The following is a 16859-nucleotide window of genomic DNA, read 5'->3' as shown; positions in this document are numbered from 1 at the left end:
TTATCAATAAATAAAATATAAAATATAGCGTTATGCTTTGATGATCACTAGGCGGAAAATATTTTCTATTGAAATTTAACATCTCTCTCAATTTCGTAAATTTATAATATGAAAAAACAGCGGATATATTTGGATACTTCAGTTTTCGGCGGCTATTTTGATCCTGAATTCGATGAATTTACCAAACCACTATTTAGGCGAATAAATAATGGGGAATTTATAATTCTTTTATCTGCCGTACTGCAAAGGGAACTTAAACCAGCACCCCAAAAGATTGTGAAGTTGATTACAGGATTAAAAAGCGATTTTACTGAATTCCTTGATGAAAATGACGAGGCAGTGGAATTGGCAGTTGAATATATAGCCGAAAAAGTTGTGGGACAAACAAACTTTGCTGATTGTCTGCACATCGCACTAGCAACAATACATCAAGCTGACTTACTCGTGAGTTGGAATTTTAAGCATCTCGTAAATGTAGAGCGAATACGTGGCTACAATTCCATCAACATTAAAAAAGGATATAAACAATTGGACATTCGCTCACCAAGAGAATTGATGAAGTATGGAAACTAAAACAAAAAAAGGCTTTGATGCCGTGAAATTTGCAAGGGAGCAAAAAGATAAGTTAAGTGCCGAGTTGGCGAAAATGACCAAAGAAGAAATTATTGCTTACTTCAAAAAAGTGAGAATGGAAAGCCGACTAAAGCCCAGTTCCTAATAATATACATAAAAAATTGGCAGGAAATAGTTAAACCGAAAGCTTGGTATATTTAGAATGAGCGCCATATTCTTGATTGATTTTTGAGAAGTAAATGACTTTAAAATTTTCTGGCATGCACTTTGTTTTATTTAAGATGACTTTAACCGGTCTTCACTTAAAACTTAAGCACCATGAAAAATTTTACCTTTTTACTAGCATTATTTTTTGTGGGATTGTCGGCTTCGGCTTCCACAAATTCGAACCTTCCGGTAGGTTATGGTGATTCTTTCATCTTTGTTGAAGATGGAGTGGAATTTGCCGTTTATCCTAATGGTGAATTTGACTTTTATTTTAACCCGGATTTCAGAAGAACAAGCATTGTAAATATCGCTACCCCTCATGTAAATATTAGTTACAACTCGGGTTATAATTATGATCCTTACGTGCAGTATGATGATTATGGAGCAGTGATCCAGATAGAAAATGTTCCGGTGTATTATGATTACTACGGAAGAATTATTCAGGCAGGCGATGTGCTGATTGACTATAATTATTATGGCCAGGTAGCACGGGTAGGAAACCTGTTTATAAATTACGACAGGTTTAACCGTATTTCTTATTCAGGTTACATTAACCGGTATAACCGGCGCTATATTCCCCGGCCATGGCATTCTTACTACACCCGGCCAGGTGCTAATGTTAGCATTGTCTATAACCGTCCCTACAGGGCTTATTATCAGCCTAACCGTATTACTTATAATCAATATGTAACCTATTATAATAACCATTACTACAATAAGCCTTACAGGAAAAATTTTTACAGGCCTAATGATAACAATATTTCTTACTCCCGCGGCAGAGTTGTAACTGAAGAAAGAGACGTAAGAACAGATGCCGTAAGGTCTAACCGAAGTGTGGCCCAGAGGGAGAATATTACTTCTCCTCAAAAACGTACATCTTCTCCAGCCATTAGCAGGAGTAGCAGAAGTAACAGCAGGAAACAGTTACAAAATAATAGCAGCACACGAACTGAAGTAAACAGGTCCAGGACCTCTTCAGCACGAATAGAAAGAAGCATAAATTCCAGAGGAAGTGAAGCTGGAGAAACCTCCCGAAGAAGCACTCCTTCGGCTAAGATAAATAACACTCAAAGCAGTAATAGGAGTTCCCAAAGTAGTAGCGTTAGACGCAGCATCCCTGCAAAAAGCCAGGGAACTACAGGCTCCCGAAGGGCGGTTTCCAGAAGCTCCTCAAGGGCTTCTGCAGCACCGGCAAGAACCGCAGGAGAAAGTTCAAATTCTTCCGCTTCACGAAGAAGTTCGGCACGGAATGTGAGAAGTAATAATTAAAATGTTCATAATTTAATTTTTTGGTTGGTTAGTTGGAAAACCCCCTTGATGTTGAGAGACACCTGGGGGTTTTCTGTTTATAGGCTTTTCAGCTTTAAATATTTTTTCAGCAGCTCATTTACGTCACTGGAAAAATTGAATTTCACTGCAACAGCCAGGTAGAGAACACTAATTATTAAAGATTTTAAAGCAATGTTTATAAGCGGATGGAATGGAAATTCCCAAAAATAAAACCCTGCGCACATTAGGGCTGTAAAAAGCAAAATCACCCACGTTAATCTTGTAAATGGGTAGATTTTAAATTTTTTATGAACCAAAAAGATCTTCGTGGTATTATAGATAAAAAAGGCGAGAAAACTTGCTATCGCAGCACCTTCAATCCCGTAAAGGGGAATAAAAATCATATTCAGCACAAAAGCAAGCAGGGTTAGAAAAACACCAATTCCCAATACAATCCTGTAATAATCTGAATTAAACAAAATACTGTTATTGCTGCCCAGCATATTATCGTAGAGTTTCACCAAACTTATAAGCAGCACCACCATAATGCTTAAATTATATTCTTCAGGAATCAATTTGTAAAGTTCATTGAGATTGGTGATAATGAGAATAAATATGATCCCGCTTACAATAAGTAGGTTTATCGAGCTTCTTTTGTACAAATCTTTCAGCCCGTCCTTATCTTTAGCGTTTAAAAAATTGGCCGTCATAGGATGAATGATCTGGTGCATGGCCTTCTGCGGAACAGAAATCACGGTGGCAATATATATTCCAATTCCATAAATTGCCACATTTTCGATGGGAAGATAATATTCAATCATCACCTTATCCAGATCAAGCAAAACCATGGCTACTGAAGAGGCAATAAGGATAAGCGCGGAATATTTTAATACCGGCATCAAATTCCGCGGAAATCTTAATCCAATTTTAGGAGTGTAGAGGATAAAAGCATAAACGGCCATCGCCAGGGCACGAAAAACAAAAACCCCGGCAGTACAGTAAATAAAGGTATTCACGCTAATCCAGTTAAAATACACCGCCAGCAGGAACGCACTTATACAAAAACGATGAAAAACTTCTTTCATAAAGTTCCCAAAAACGCTTTTGTAATACACCTTGGACCAGGAAAAAAAAACTTCAAAATATGCCGTTGCCACAGCGACTACAAAAATTAACCAGATATATGGCTGCACGAGTTCATTTTTATCTGAAAAATATTTAAGGAGCAAATCATAGCAGAAAATCCCTGCAATACCAAATACTACTGAAACGGCCAGCGGCAGCAGTAAAACAAGGTTAAGAAGCCGGTCCTGCTCTTCTTTGCTTTTATAAAAAGTAAAGAATTTAATGATCGTACTGTTAACCCCAAAGGCTAGAAAAGGCCAGATTAAATTAGCCGCTGATAGTAAAAAACTCACCAGTCCATAGTATTCCTGTTCCAGGAAATAAGTAAAAAGAAAAAGCGTATTTACAGCCCCAATCCCAAAGCCTATATAGGTGGTGACCATATTTTTAAAAGACTGGTTAATAATGATCCCCATAGCCTAGATTTCCTTTAGCAAATTAGCCAGTTTAGCAGTAAGGTGTTTACGGTGATAGTGATCTATTTTCAATGATTCCGCTTGTAGTCGATTATTTTTATAGGCTGAATAAAGATCAACTAAATGGCGTTTGATTTTTTCTTTTTCTGAATATTCAAAAAACTGTCCGGCAGCAGTGTTCTCCAAAATTTTGTAAACATCCCAGTTTTCAGGTCCTAGTGCCAAAATTGGTCTTTTTGCGGCCATATATTCAAATACTTTCCCGGGAATTATTCCCCTGGTTTCTTCGCTGTTTATTTCTATAAGAAGCAAAACCTGGCTGCAACGTTGAATTCTTATCGCTTCTTCATGCGGCACATACTGCTGAAGTTTCAGATGCTTTTCCAATCCTTCGGCTTTTATAAAAGTTAATACTTCCCCGCTCACCGCTCCAACCAGCCGTAGCTCAAAATCTTCCGCAAAACCTTTATTTTCCCTCACCAATTCACCAAAAGCTTTCCAGAGGTTCAAAGGATTCCTGCCGGAAAGCAATGAGCCAATATGTGAAAAAGTGAACTTTTTATCCAGGCTGGGATTTTCCGAAGCAATTTCTGTATCAAATCCATTGGTAATTACAGATACCGGTTTAGGAGTTTTTGCTTCAAATTCTTTTTTTGTGGTAAAACTGGTCACAAGTACATGATCTGCCGTATTTAATACTTCTTTTTCCAGGATTGCATGTTTCTTTTGGGAACTTTTTGAAAGCCTTAGCTTATTATGGTAACCAATATTGGTCCAGGGATCACGAAAATCGGCAATCCAGGTAATGTCCTTTTTTTGTTTAAGCTGAAGGCCAATAAGATGCAGGCTATGCGGCGGCCCGGTTGTGATAATGCTACTTATTTGCTGCTCATCCAAAACTTTGTCAAGGTATTTTACTGAAGGTTTTACCCAAAACTTCCTGGCATCAGGAATAAAGAAATTTCCCCGGATGTAAAGCATCAGTTTTTGCAGAAAACTCTGTTTCTCCTCCTTTACAATAATCCCGGAACTAATAGTTTGGGTATCTTTTTTTGAAAAAATTCTGGCTGCGGTATAGGGTTCTAAAATTTTATGCTTCAGCACCTTAAGACTCTTCGGAATTTCAGCTTCCAAAGATTCATCGGTTAAGGGATAGCTGGGATTTTCAGGAGTATAAATTATGGGTTCCACATCAAAATCCCGCAGGTACTTTGCAAATTTAAGCCAGCGCTGTACTCCGGGGCCACCCGCAGGAGGCCAGTAATACGTGATAATGAGTACCTTCTTCATCCACTAGCCTTCTTCGTTTTTTCTGCGGAAACCGTAAAAAATTCCGCCCAACATTACCAAACCTAAAATCACAGAACTGGCCAGGGCAATGTTGCTCCCGGTTTGAATAACTTCAGGTTCAAATTTAAAAGTTATGGTGTGATCTCCCGCAGGAATATTCATCGCCCTTAATACATAATCTGCCTGTACATGCGGCACTTCCTTTCCATCTATATAGGCCTGCCATCCCGGCTGATAATAACTTTCAGAAAAAACCGCCAGCTGCTCTGTTTCAGAAGAAGTACGATAAACCAGCTCATTTGGCTGTTCGCTTACCAGGTTAATTTCAGCATCGGCATTAAAGCCAACATTTTCACCTAAAACTTCTTTAAATTTATTGTTGATAACCGCAGTATTCTGAAGGTCTGCTTCTTTAAGTGCCAGAATTTCTTCATTGGCAGAATTTACCCATTTTACATTCTCTACATACCAGGCGTTTCCAAAAGCATCAGGGTTCTGTTGCGCCTGCACTCCCCCCTGCTCTGTGGGAACAATAAAATATTTAATATTCAGCATATTTAATATTTTCATATTGTTCCGGGAAACATAAAAATCGAATAAATCCTGCATCCTTCCCGGTTTAGCACCATGATAACCGCCTATGGAATTATGAAAATAAGAAGCACGGCTGCTGCTAAAAGTGTTGCCGGAAAGATCGAAAACACGGTAGCGGGAAGTATCCTGGAGAATTTGCCTGTCGGCCTCGGTTTTTTGAAAAGGCTGTTCCATCTGCCTTGCCTGTACAAAATCTTCATTATTCACATACCGGCGATCCACTCCTACCAGATCAACCAGAAAAAGGACAGCAAACCCGGCAACCACAATTTTATCTGAAATTTTCTTTTTAAGATAAAGCACGACTATTCCTGCGGAAAGGATCACGAACAAGAGGCTGCGCAGGGTATCTGAAACCAGAAGCGATTTCCGGTCTTCTTTTAGAGCCCTTACAAAATCAATCCCTAGCTGCTGAATTAAAGCTGAATCCCCGCTTCCGCTAAAATCAAAGAACACAGACTTCATCAATAAAAACAGGACACATAAACCACCGGTGAGTATAGTTGCCCATTTTAGCGCTTCGGTTTTGGCTTCTTCCTTTTCAACTTCGCTGAATAATTTCCAAAGTCCGAAAACTGCCAAAACAGGAACACAGAGTTCAATGATAACCTGTATGGAAGTCACCGCCCTGAATTTATTGTACAGCGGTACATAATTGATGAAAAATTCTGAAAAGGCAGCGAAATTACTTCCCCAGGAGAGTAAAAGCGCCAGGATACTTGCTCCCGCGATCCACCATTTTAAACGCCCTCTTATAAGGAACAAAGCGAAAATAAACAGGAATAGCACACTTGCGCCAACATACGCCGGAGCGCCTACAAAAGGCTGGTCTCCCCAATAAGCCGGGGCGTTTTCAGCAAAATTAGCGGCCTGGGTGGGAGAAGCGCCCAGCTTTAACAAGGCGTTGTAAACTTCAGAATCTTTGCCTACATTTTCCTGGCTGGAACCTCCCATAAAACGGGGAATAAAAAGGTTAAGAGTTTCCGGGATCCCATAACTGTAGCTGGTGATATAATCAAAATCCAGGCCTGAAGAGGTTTTACGTGACCCATCAGGATTAATGGTGAGACCGGTATCTCCGCGGGTACTAAAAGCAGTATATTCCTGTGTAGCAAGTAGATTGGTTGCATTGGCCCCTACCGCCAAAACAACGGCCACCACCATAATTCCTATAGATTTAAAATAATGCGGGAGCATCTTTTTACGGAAGGCATCAATAAAATAAGCAATTCCAAGGCATACCACGAGTAGCAGCAGATAATACGTCATCTGGAAATGGTTGGCGCCAATTTCCAGCGCCATGGCCAGGGCAAGCAGGATAAACCCAAGAATATACCTGGACCTGAAAATTAGAACAATTCCGCCTAAAACCGCCGGCATATAGGCAATAGCATGCGCTTTGGCATTATGGCCAACGCCTAAAATAATAATAAAATAAGTGGAGAAACCAAAAGCCAAAGCTCCCAGAAAAGCGAGTTTACAATCCAGCTTTAAACATAAAAGTAAAATGTAAAATCCTATAAAATAGAGAAACAGGTAATCTGCCGGCCGGGGTAAAAACCTTAGCACCGCATCTAATTTTTTAATGTAGTTATGCGGGTAATGTGCGCCTAACTGGTAAGTGGGCATCCCGCCAAAAGCGGCATCTGTCCAGTAAGGTTCTTCCCCGGTTTGTTCCCTGAAATCGGATTGTTCCTTAGACATCCCGATATATTGCACAATATCGCTCTGAAAAATTTCTTTTCCCTGCAGTACAGGATTAAAATATGCTAAGGCAATAATTACAAATCCCGCCAGGACAAGCAGGTGAGGAAGAAATCTTTTTAAATTGACCATCAATCAAATTTTAAGGTTGAAACATATCCTGAAAAACATGATCTTCAGAATTTGCGGCCAGGTTTTAAATATTCAGGGCCTTTGTCTAAATTAATAGTGACCAAGACGGCGCTTAGATGATGGTTCGAAATTAATCAATTTCTTCGTAATCGATATACTCCCCAACGTTTTTGTGAGATTTCCTGCCTCTGCGCGGTTTCTTATCTATGCTCACCTTCCCTTCCTTCTCCTGTTGTGGTTGTTGAAACTGACTAAACTGGTCCTGAAACTTCTTCCCCATTTTCTTCATGAAATATTTCAGAATTAATGGCCCAAAAAAGCGGAATAATATTTTCAATCCAAAATACACCAACATTATGATTAATATCGTTCTAAGTATTCCGGAAAATGATGCTTCGTACATGCTAAACATTTTTGCAAAAATAAAAAGATGTGTACAGAATTCTCATTTTTCGTGCCATAAAAAAATAATAAATTCTCCTATCTTTGAAAGACCTAACACAGCAATTATGCGGAAAATCCTTGCCTGCCTCAGCTTACTCAGCCTGATAACTTTTAACCTAAGGGCGCAATATACCGAAACCATAAATTCCAACCGTCCCGGCGAATCCCAGGGAGGATATGCCGTTGGCCGTGGAGTTTTGCAACTGGAAGCCGGGCCTTATTTTGGTAATGACGATCATGCCATTTACCGCGAAGAAACTGATATTCTTGGAGCCAGTTACGGCCTTAGGTATGGTTTATTAACAGAAAATCTTGAACTAAACCTCTTTGGCTCCTTCCAGTCAGAAACCACGACTATAAAAATTGGCAATACCGACGAGGAATTTAAAAGAAGTAACTTCAGGACAAATACTATAGGCGCCAAATACCTCGTTTTTGATCCCTATAAAAATGCTGAAGAAGATAAACCTAATCTCTACAGCTGGAAAGCCAACCAGCGGTTTAAATGGAAAACGCTTATTCCTGCAATTTCTGTTTACGGAGGCGCTAATTTTTCTTTCGGGGATAATCCATATTTATATGAAGGCGAAGCCAAATTTAGCCCCAAAGCAGCCATTATCACTCAAAACAACTGGGGAAGATGGGTTTTGGTTATGAATTTTATCGCAGATAAATTTACCGAAGAATTCCCTTCTTATGGAGCTATCGTTACAGTTACCCATGCGGTGACCCAGAAATTTGCTGTTTTTGGAGAATACCAGGGATACATAAGCGATATCTATGCTGATGATATCCTTAGGGGAGGCGCGGCATATCTTCTCCTGGATGATCTTCAGATAGATATCTCCGGGCTGGTAAACTTTAAAGATACGCCACAGCGGTGGCAAATTGCTGGCGGTTTTTCCTACCGCCTGGATTTTCATGATCAGGACGAAGTGCTGGAGGATTCCTACGATGGACCTAGAGATAAAAGAAAGCAACGCAGCAAAGACAGTGGCTACCAGTTTGAAGAAGATGATAATTAGCCGAAAATTGCTTCTATTAAATCTAATAATCCGGAGAAAACGTTGTAGGTTAATACTTCCCTGATGTAGCTAAAATCTTTCTGTTCTATTGCCTTTTTGTAGCTCCATTATATTACTTTTGCAGCCTCATTTTGAGAGAGAAAATTGGAACTTCCCTTTTCTCTTTTCGATTTTTCGCACTATGTTGAATCATGTTCACGGTACGGTAACCTATAAAATTTTATATAATTGAAATTTTCAAAGTTCCAGCCCTCTTCGCCGGCAAAGAATGCTTTGCCCAAAATTTTACAAAAACTTTCTTTCTGGCTTAGCTTCCTGGCGATGTTTTTCCTGATTACAGACCTTGGCTTCAGCCATAGTAAAACTATGGACCAGGCCCTGAAATTTTACTATTTTGCCGCCCTTTTTGTAGGTACTGCTTCAATTATTACACGATACATAATAAGCAGCTACAAACTGGAACTTAAGGTTAAAGTTTTTGATGCGGTTATCATCAGCCTTTTTGTTCTCCTTATTTTTATACAGATTGATGGCGTGCTGGAAATGATGCCGTTTTTGTCTTTTCTGAATAAAATGGGATGGGTTTACCTGGCCTTATCCATATATTTTATTCGGGAATTCTCTGAAATACAAATAGGCTTTAAAAGAGAATATCTTAACCCGGCTCAATTGTTCATCATGAGTTTCCTGTTAATTATTATGGTGGGTACTATTTTGCTAATGTTGCCCAAAGCCACGCATGAAGGGATTTCCCTCGTAGATGCGCTTTTTACCGCCACCAGCGCGGTTTGTGTCACAGGATTGATTGTGGTGGATACCGGCACTTATTTTACCCAATTTGGCCAGACCATTATTCTTATTTTAATCCAGCTTGGTGGATTGGGAATTATGACCTTTGCCAGTTATTTCAGTTACTTTTTTAGGGGAAAAAGTTCTTATGAGAATCAGCTAATGTTGAAGGATATTACCAATTCAGAAAAAATTGGGGATGTTTTCAGTGTACTTAAAAAAATTGTTGCGCTCACCTTTTTAATTGAATTCTTTGGGGCGATATTTATCTATTTTACCATAGATAAAGCCACTATATCTTCTATAGGGCAGCGTATTTTCTTTGCGGTGTTCCACACAGTTTCGGGGTTTTGTAACGCCGGATTTTCTACCCTTAAAAACAGCCTTTATGAACCTGAATTCAGGTTTAATTATCCCATGCAGCTCATTATAGCGGCCCTGTTTATTTTAGGCGGAATAGGATTCCCTATTCTTTTTAATCTTTATAAATATCTGAAGCATAATTTTCGCAACAGGATCCTAAACCTCTTTCGCAAGGAGAATGTAGTGTATTCCCCCTGGATCCTAAACCTGAATACCCGCATTGTTCTTTTTACCTCGTTTTTTTTAACGGTGGCCGGTACAGGCCTGTTCTATTATTTTGAATATAATAATACGCTACAGGAACATTCCTGGTTTGGTAAAATTGTGACTTCGTTTTTTACGGCAGCCACGCCAAGAACGGCAGGTTTTAATTCCGTAGACATGTCGGCACTAAACTTTGCTACTTTAATGATTATTTTATTGCTCATGTGGATTGGAGCTTCTCCAGCCTCCACGGGAGGTGGTATAAAAACCAGCACATTTGCCATTGCCACTTTAAACTTTTTAAGCATTGCGAAAGGCAAAGACCGCGTAGAAGTTTATCGCAGAGAAGTATCTGCGTTATCTATAAGGCGCGCTTTTGCCATCATTGCGCTTTCGCTAATGGTGATTGGGATTGCAGTATTTCTTATCGCTTCGTTTGACAGTGATAAAAGTTTATTAAGCATTGCCTTTGAATGTTTTTCAGCATACAGTACGGTGGGGCTAAGTGTGGGAATTACCGCTAAATTAAGTGCCGCTTCAAAACTGGTTATTATTGCCACCATGTTTATTGGCCGGGTGAGTATGCTTACTATCCTTATTTCAATTATGCGAAGGGTAAAACATTTAAATTATAAGTATCCCACAGAAGAAATTTTAATAAACTAGAAAAAACAACAACCTGAAATTATTGATTATCAAGGTGGCTCACTTTCAAGAATTTGGATTTAAAATCGTGAAGAGCAGCCCTATAAAATTATAAACATGAAATACATAGTAATAGGACTCGGAAATTTTGGTGCTTCTTTAGCTGAAAAACTTACGGGAATGGGTAATGAGGTAATAGGTGTAGATTTGAAGTTGAGCCGGGTAGAGGCGATTAAAGATCACATTACCCACGCAATAAACCTCGATGCTACAGAGGTTGGAGCGGTATCCAATCTTCCCTACAAAGATGCAGATGCTATTGTTGTTGGCATTGGAGAAGACAAGGGAGCCAATATTATGGCTACTGCGCTAATGAAGCAGCTGAAGGTAAAAAGGCTTATCAGCCGGGCGGTTTCGCCATTACAGCAAACCGTTTTGGAAGCAATGGGTGTAGATGAGATTATACATCCTGAAGAAGAAACTGCAGACAGATGGGCGAAAAAGCTCAATTTACACGGCGTAGTGGATTCTTTTGAAGTAAATAAAGATTTCAGCATTGTAGAAACCACTGTTCCTAAAGAATATGATGGAAAAAGCCTGGAAGAAATAGGACTCAGGAGAAATTACAATGTAATTGTACTCACTACAATAAAGCTTTTAACTGAAGAAAATCAGCTTGGATCCATGAAAGAAATTCAGAGCGTTCAGGGAGTGGCTTCAGCTAAAACGGTTCTTAATGAAGGAGATATTATGGTAATCTACGGCCATAATAAAGATGTTAAAAAGCTGATTAAAGATCAAAATAAATTCAGGTAAACCCAAACCATCACCGGGCATAGCTTTATAAACAAAAAGGTTCAGCAAATTGCCGAACCTTTTTATTTATTTGTGAAAACCAACTTTTATCTAAGGTTTTTCAGCCATAGCTGCAGATACAGCAGCAGAAAGTCTTTTGTAAGTTCCGTTTTCCAGCCTTTCCCTAATGGCAGAAAAAGCATCCAGGGTTTCTTCAACATCTTTTAAGGTATGCGAAGCGGTAGGAATCATCCGTAGTAAAATAAGGCCTTTAGGAATAACAGGATACACCACTATAGAACAGAAGACACCGTGATTTTCCCTAAGGTCCTTCACCAGGGCCATGGCTTCAGGAATACTTCCTTTAAGATAAACAGGAGTCACACAGCTTTGAGTGGTTCCAATATCAAATCCGCGCTCTTTAAGACCGTTTTGAAGCGCATTTACATTCTCCCAAAGTTTCTCTTTAAGCTCTGGCATGGTACGCAACATTTCAAGACGTTTTAAAGCTCCAACCACAAGCTGCATTTGCAGGGATTTAGCGAACATTTGGGAACGCAGGTTATACTTCAGGTAATCCATTATCTCCTTATCGCCGGCAATAAATGCACCTGTACTTGCCAGGGATTTGGCAAAAGTGGCAAAATAGACATCTATTTCATCCTGAACGCCCTGCTCCTCTCCTGCCCCGGCACCGGTTTTACCAAGTGTTCCAAAACCATGGGCATCATCAACAAACAGCCGGAAGTTGTATTTTTTCTTCAGCTCAACAATTTCCTTAAGCTTTCCCTGCTCCCCGCGCATTCCAAATACACCTTCAGAAATTAATAAAATTCCGCCTCCGGTTTGTTCGGCGATCTTTGTAGCGCGCTGCAGGTTTTTTTCGATACTCTCCATATCGTTGTGCTTATAGGTAAAGCGCTGGCCCAGGTGAAGCCTTACCCCATCTATAATACAGGCGTGGGCATCTACATCATACACAATAACATCAGATTTTGATACCAGCGCATCTATGGTGGAAACCATTCCCTGGTACCCAAAATTAAGAAGATAAGCAGCCTGTTTATGTACAAAAGCAGCTAACTCGTCCTGCAACCTTTCATGAAGATCTGTATGGCCGCTCATCATCCTGGCTCCCATTGGATAAGCAGAACCGTATTGTTTTGCGGCTTCAGCATCTATTTTACGAACCTCCGGGTGATTCGCAAGTCCCAGATAATCATTGATACTCCAGGTAATTACTTCTTTTCCCCTGAATTTCATCCTGTTAGAAATTTCTCCTTCAAGTTTAGGAAAAACAAAATATCCTTCAGCCTGTTCTGCCCATTTTCCCAGCGGGCCTTTATCTTTGTATATTTTATCAAATAAATCCTTCATTGATTCTTTTTTATACGAGCCACAAAAGTACTCAAAATCGGCAGAATTGCCCAAAGTTATTTTACTGCTGTAGCAGCTAAAAAGAAAAGCATCCATTTGAGGATGCTTTTAAGGGAATTTATAGGATGTGACCTGCAAATCTATTTTATAAACTCAATTTGTTGCGCGGCAACTTCGTTTTTAGTATCAAAAAAGCCCTGGTCATTCATCCAGTCATCACTGTAAACTTTGCTCATATAACGGGAGCCATGATCTGGGAAAATAGTCACCACTTTGCTGTTTTCATCAAATTCCCCTTCTTCGGCAAGTTGTTTTATTCCCTGCATGGCTGCACCACTGGTATATCCCAGAAAAAGGCCTTCGGTTTTTGCCAGCTCCCGGGCAGTATGGGCACTCTCCTCATCGGTAACTTTTACAAACTTATCGATGGCATCAAAATCGGTAGCGGTGGGGATAAGATTCTTCCCTAAGCCTTCTATCCGGTAAGGATAGATTTCTTCAGAATCAAACTCCCGGGTCTCATGGAATTTTTTCAATACTGAACCATAAGCATCTATTCCTATAATTTTTACTTCAGGGTTTTGCTCTTTTAAATACCTGGCCGTACCGGAAATAGTTCCTCCCGTCCCGCTGCAGGCGATAAGGTGAGTAATTTTTCCTTCCGTTTGCTTCCATATTTCAGGCCCGGTACTGCGATAATGCGCATCCATATTAAGCTCATTGAAGTACTGGTTAATGTAAACCGAATTTTTAGTTTCAGAATGTATCCTTTTTGCCACCTGATAGTAAGACCGGGGATCGTCTGCCGCAACGTGCGCGGGGCAAACATAAACTTTTGCTCCCATGGTCTTGAGCATATCTATTTTATCTTTTGAAGCTTTGGAACTAACGGCAAGGATGCACTCGTAACCTTTTATAACACTTACCATGGCAATACTAAAACCGGTATTGCCGGAAGTGGTTTCTACGATGGTGCTTCCCGGCTTTAAAATTCCCTTTCTTTCAGCTTCTTCAATTATATATAAAGCGATACGGTCTTTTGCGGAGTGGCCGGGATTAAAGGCTTCTACTTTAGCATAGAATGTACCTTTAAAGCTTTTGGTTATTTTATTTAATTGAATAAGGGGTGTATTCCCAATAAGTTGTAATACATTTTCATACACTTTCAACTCTTCTTTCATAAAACCCATTTATGTTACAGAAAAAGGTTTTAAAAAACATCAAATCCCCACTAAAGGCAGAGAAACAAGGTCTTTTAAAACTTTTCAAAGTTAAGGCAAAATTTTTAATTATTCTTTAATTCCTTCCAAATCCAGTAAAAAGACATATTCTTCGGCTACTTCCTTTAGCGCTTCAAACCTTCCTGATGCGCCTCCATGCCCGGCATCCATATTGGTATGCAGCAGCAGCAAATTATTGTCTGTTTTTAATTCCCTCAATTTGGCCACCCATTTTGCCGGCTCCCAGTATTGTACCTGGGAATCGTGCAATCCGGTGGTGACCAGCATATTGGGATATTCCTGAGCCTTCACATTGTCATAAGGAGAATATGATTTCATGTATTCATAGTACCCCGGGTTATTAGGGTTCCCCCATTCATCATATTCTCCCGTGGTTAAAGGAATACTGTCATCTAACATGGTGGTTACCACATCTACAAAGGGAACCGCGGCAATAACGCCATTATAAAGCTGCGGCGCCATATTTATTACAGCTCCCATCAATAATCCCCCGGCAGAACCACCCATGGCGTAAAGATGTTCCGGAGAGGTGTAACATTCTTTAATAAGATGCTTAGACACATCTATATAATCGGTAAAAGTATTCCTTTTATTGTACAGCTTTCCATCTTCGTACCAGCCTCTTCCCAAATATTCGCCCCCGCGAATATGCGCGATGGCATAAATAAAACCACGATCCAGCAGGCTTAGCCTTACTGAAGAAAAATAAGGATCTATGGTAGATCCGTAAGAGCCGTAGGCATATTGCAGCAGCGGGTTTTTCCCGTTACGATTAATACCTTTTCTATAAACCATAGTAACAGGAATTTTAGTGCCATCTTCAGCAGTGGCCCATATGCGCTCTGAGCTATAGTTATTCTTGTTGAATTCGCCCCCAAGAACCTCCTGTTCCTTCAACACAGTTTTTTCCTTAGTTTCCATATCAAAGTCTACCACAGAAGTTGGCGTGGTAAGCGAGTTATAGGTATAGCGCAGCGTGGTAGTGTTAAAAGCCGAATTTATGGAAGTATATGCCGTATAGGTTTCATTATCAAAAGGAATATAAAAATCTTCCTTTTGATCCCAGCGAATGATCCTAATTTTATTAAGACCATTATGCCTTTCACTTACTACCAGAAAATCCCTAAAAATATCAATATCTTCCAAAAGATAATCCTTACGATGCGGGATTTCATCTTTCCAGTGTTCCATCCCGGTATGATCCACCGGGGTCTTCATCAATTTAAAATTAACAGCTTTATCCTTATTTGTAAGAATATAAAAGTGATCTTCAAAATGAGAAATACTATACTCCAGTCCTTTTACACGCGGCTGAAAAATGCGGAATTCCCCGTCGGGGTTATCGGCTTCAAGAATACGATATTCGGTGGTAAGGGTACTGCTGGAACCAATAATTATGTACTTTCTGGACTTAGATTTATACACATACGTATTGTAGGTATCATCATTCTCCTGAAATACCAGTTCATCTTCAGCAGGATCGGTGCCCAGGATGTGTTTGTAGATTTGAAAAGACCTTAGCGTTTGCTCGTCTTTCTTGGTATAATAAAGAGATCTGTTATCATTAGCCCAGGTAGAGCTACCGGTAGTATTTTCTATGGCTTCAGGATAGAATTCCCCGGTTTGTAAGTTTTTAATCCTGATGGTATATTTCCTACGGCTTACAGTATCTGTGGCAAAAGCGCACATCGTATTGTCAGGACTCACATTTAGTCCTCCCAGCCGGTAGTAATCAAATCCCCGGGCCATTTCGTTTACATTGAATAAAATTTCCTCCGGGGCGTCCAGGCTTTCCTGCTTCCTGGAATATACTGGATAATCCTTGCCGGTCTCAAACCTGGTAAGGTACCAGTAGCCATTAAGCTTATAGGGAACAGACTCATCATCTTCCTTTATCCTGCCCCTCATTTCTTCAAAAAGTTTTTCCTGAAAAGCTTTGGTATGAGCAGTCATTTTTTCATTATAACCGTTCTCCTGCTCCAGATAATCAATCACTTCAGGATTTTCCCTGTTGTTCATCCAGTAATAATTATCTATTCTCACGTCCCCGTGAATTTCAAGTTTCTTCGGAATTTTCCTTGCCTTTGGAGGCAAAATATCTGTTTTCAAATGTATTCGGTTTTTGAGCATTGGCAAATGTAAAACATCCAAAGAAAAAAACAGATATTATACTGATAACTTGCCCTTTTCAATGGGTATTTTTGGTAAATTTGAACGTAACCAAAAAAAGAAGACTATGTTTGGAGATATGATGGGTATGATGAATAAAATTAAAGAAACCCAGGAAAAAGTTGAAGCAACCAAGGAAAGGCTAAAAACAGTGCTTATTGATGAAGAATCCAGTGACGGACTGCTGAAAATAACCATTACCGCTACCAGGGAAATCAAAAATATTTCTATTGCCGATGAATTGCTTGAAGATAAAGAACAACTTGAAGATTATTTAGTGCTTACGCTGAATAAAGCCATTTCCCGCGCTTCAGAAGTTAATGAAGCAGAACTTGGCGCTGTTGCCAAAGAAGGAATGCCAGATATTCCAGGAATGGATATGTTCAAATAGACTGTAGACTGTAGACTGTAGACTGTAGGCTGTAGGCTGTAGGCTGTAGGCTGTAGGCTGTAGGCTGTAGGCTGTAGGCTGTAGGCTGTAGGCTGTAGGCTGTAGG

14 protein-coding genes are annotated in these 16859 nt (G+C 39.8%); 7 read left to right on the top strand and 7 right to left on the bottom strand.

All coding sequences use genetic code 11. The annotated features are described in order from the left end of the window. The first annotated feature begins 108 nt into the window (after window positions 1-108). The 3 genes from AB8M93_RS14110 (at window position 109) to AB8M93_RS14100 (ending at window position 2049) form a co-directional block, all read left to right on the top strand. The gene (locus tag AB8M93_RS14110) at window positions 109-573 is read left to right on the top strand and encodes a PIN domain-containing protein (protein ID WP_373058779.1); all 465 of its coding nucleotides are present in this window, start codon (window positions 109-111) and stop codon (window positions 571-573) included. Further along, window positions 563-718 carry a hypothetical protein gene (locus AB8M93_RS14105; protein ID WP_373058777.1) on the top strand — a complete coding sequence of 52 codons (156 nt, stop codon included), beginning with the start codon at window positions 563-565 and terminating at the stop codon, window positions 716-718. Before AB8M93_RS14110 ends, AB8M93_RS14105 begins: the two co-directional genes overlap by 11 nt. 173 nt (window positions 719-891) lie before the next feature. Continuing rightward, window positions 892-2049: a hypothetical protein gene (locus tag AB8M93_RS14100; protein WP_373058775.1), complete on the top strand. Its 1158-nt coding sequence runs from the start codon at window positions 892-894 to the stop codon at window positions 2047-2049. Window positions 2050-2126: 77 nt separating this feature from the next. Here the strand turns inward: AB8M93_RS14100 and AB8M93_RS14095 are convergent, their stop codons facing one another. The 4 genes from AB8M93_RS14095 to AB8M93_RS14080 form a co-directional block, all read right to left on the bottom strand. Further along, window positions 2127-3590, bottom strand: a complete 1464-nt coding sequence (locus AB8M93_RS14095; protein WP_373058773.1) for an oligosaccharide flippase family protein — start codon at window positions 3588-3590, stop codon at window positions 2127-2129. Between the two features lie 3 nt (window positions 3591-3593). Further along, window positions 3594-4880, bottom strand: a complete 1287-nt coding sequence (locus AB8M93_RS14090; RefSeq protein WP_373058771.1) for a glycosyltransferase family 4 protein — start codon at window positions 4878-4880, stop codon at window positions 3594-3596. Window positions 4881-4883: 3 nt separating this feature from the next. Further along, complete coding sequence (locus AB8M93_RS14085) at window positions 4884-7310, bottom strand: YfhO family protein (RefSeq protein WP_373058769.1); 2427 nt, start codon at window positions 7308-7310, stop codon at window positions 4884-4886. Between the two features lie 130 nt (window positions 7311-7440). Further along, entirely contained in the window at window positions 7441-7713 is a 273-nt protein-coding gene (locus AB8M93_RS14080) for a DUF4834 family protein (RefSeq protein ID WP_373058767.1), read from the bottom strand. A gap of 106 nt (window positions 7714-7819) precedes the next feature. Between AB8M93_RS14080 and AB8M93_RS14075 the strand changes: the two genes are divergently transcribed. The 3 genes from AB8M93_RS14075 (at window position 7820) to AB8M93_RS14065 (ending at window position 11596) form a co-directional block, all read left to right on the top strand. Continuing rightward, window positions 7820-8779 carry a transporter gene (locus tag AB8M93_RS14075; protein WP_373058765.1) on the top strand — a complete coding sequence of 320 codons (960 nt, stop codon included), beginning with the start codon at window positions 7820-7822 and terminating at the stop codon, window positions 8777-8779. 321 nt (window positions 8780-9100) lie between these two features. Continuing rightward, the gene (locus tag AB8M93_RS14070; RefSeq protein WP_373058904.1) at window positions 9101-10801 is read left to right on the top strand and encodes a TrkH family potassium uptake protein; all 1701 of its coding nucleotides are present in this window, start codon (window positions 9101-9103) and stop codon (window positions 10799-10801) included. Window positions 10802-10897: 96 nt separating this feature from the next. Continuing rightward, window positions 10898-11596 carry a potassium channel family protein gene (locus AB8M93_RS14065; protein WP_373058763.1) on the top strand — a complete coding sequence of 233 codons (699 nt, stop codon included), beginning with the start codon at window positions 10898-10900 and terminating at the stop codon, window positions 11594-11596. 90 nt (window positions 11597-11686) lie between these two features. On the opposite strand, the gene capB is transcribed toward AB8M93_RS14065, so the two are convergent. From capB to AB8M93_RS14050, 3 genes are all read right to left on the bottom strand, one after another. Continuing rightward, complete coding sequence (gene capB, locus AB8M93_RS14060) at window positions 11687-12952, bottom strand: cysteate-C-fatty acyltransferase (RefSeq protein WP_373058761.1); 1266 nt, start codon at window positions 12950-12952, stop codon at window positions 11687-11689. 140 nt (window positions 12953-13092) lie between these two features. Further along, window positions 13093-14133 (bottom strand): cysteate synthase, encoded by a 1041-nt coding sequence (capA, locus tag AB8M93_RS14055; RefSeq protein ID WP_373058759.1) that lies wholly within the window; start codon window positions 14131-14133, stop codon window positions 13093-13095. Window positions 14134-14241: 108 nt separating this feature from the next. After that, window positions 14242-16302, bottom strand: coding sequence for a S9 family peptidase (locus AB8M93_RS14050; RefSeq protein WP_373058757.1), 2061 nt, complete (start codon window positions 16300-16302; stop codon window positions 14242-14244). Between the two features lie 127 nt (window positions 16303-16429). Between AB8M93_RS14050 and AB8M93_RS14045 the strand changes: the two genes are divergently transcribed. Then, a complete protein-coding gene (locus AB8M93_RS14045; protein WP_311535646.1) occupies window positions 16430-16753 on the top strand; it encodes a YbaB/EbfC family nucleoid-associated protein in 324 nt (107 codons plus the stop codon). The last annotated feature ends 106 nt before the right edge of the window (window positions 16754-16859 follow it).

This window comes from Autumnicola aciditolerans, from assembly GCF_041679265.1.
In the GTDB taxonomy this organism is placed as follows: domain Bacteria; phylum Bacteroidota; class Bacteroidia; order Flavobacteriales; family Flavobacteriaceae; genus Autumnicola.
The sequence above is the reverse complement of the archived record's forward strand: the minus strand, read 5'-3'. Positions and strand labels throughout refer to the sequence as shown.

Coding starts and splice junctions, on each gene's coding strand:
- AB8M93_RS14110 (WP_373058779.1), top strand. CDS start 109: ATGAAAAAACAGCGGATATATTTGGATACTTCAGTTTTCGGCGGCTAT.
- AB8M93_RS14105 (WP_373058777.1), top strand. CDS start 563: ATGGAAACTAAAACAAAAAAAGGCTTTGATGCCGTGAAATTTGCAAGG.
- AB8M93_RS14100 (WP_373058775.1), top strand. CDS start 892: ATGAAAAATTTTACCTTTTTACTAGCATTATTTTTTGTGGGATTGTCG.
- AB8M93_RS14095 (WP_373058773.1), bottom strand. CDS start 3,590: ATGGGGATCATTATTAACCAGTCTTTTAAAAATATGGTCACCACCTAT.
- AB8M93_RS14090 (WP_373058771.1), bottom strand. CDS start 4,880: ATGAAGAAGGTACTCATTATCACGTATTACTGGCCTCCTGCGGGTGGC.
- AB8M93_RS14085 (WP_373058769.1), bottom strand. CDS start 7,310: ATGGTCAATTTAAAAAGATTTCTTCCTCACCTGCTTGTCCTGGCGGGA.
- AB8M93_RS14080 (WP_373058767.1), bottom strand. CDS start 7,713: ATGTACGAAGCATCATTTTCCGGAATACTTAGAACGATATTAATCATA.
- AB8M93_RS14075 (WP_373058765.1), top strand. CDS start 7,820: ATGCGGAAAATCCTTGCCTGCCTCAGCTTACTCAGCCTGATAACTTTT.
- AB8M93_RS14070 (WP_373058904.1), top strand. CDS start 9,101: ATGTTTTTCCTGATTACAGACCTTGGCTTCAGCCATAGTAAAACTATG.
- AB8M93_RS14065 (WP_373058763.1), top strand. CDS start 10,898: ATGAAATACATAGTAATAGGACTCGGAAATTTTGGTGCTTCTTTAGCT.
- capB (WP_373058761.1), bottom strand. CDS start 12,952: ATGAAGGATTTATTTGATAAAATATACAAAGATAAAGGCCCGCTGGGA.
- capA (WP_373058759.1), bottom strand. CDS start 14,133: ATGAAAGAAGAGTTGAAAGTGTATGAAAATGTATTACAACTTATTGGG.
- AB8M93_RS14045 (WP_311535646.1), top strand. CDS start 16,430: ATGTTTGGAGATATGATGGGTATGATGAATAAAATTAAAGAAACCCAG.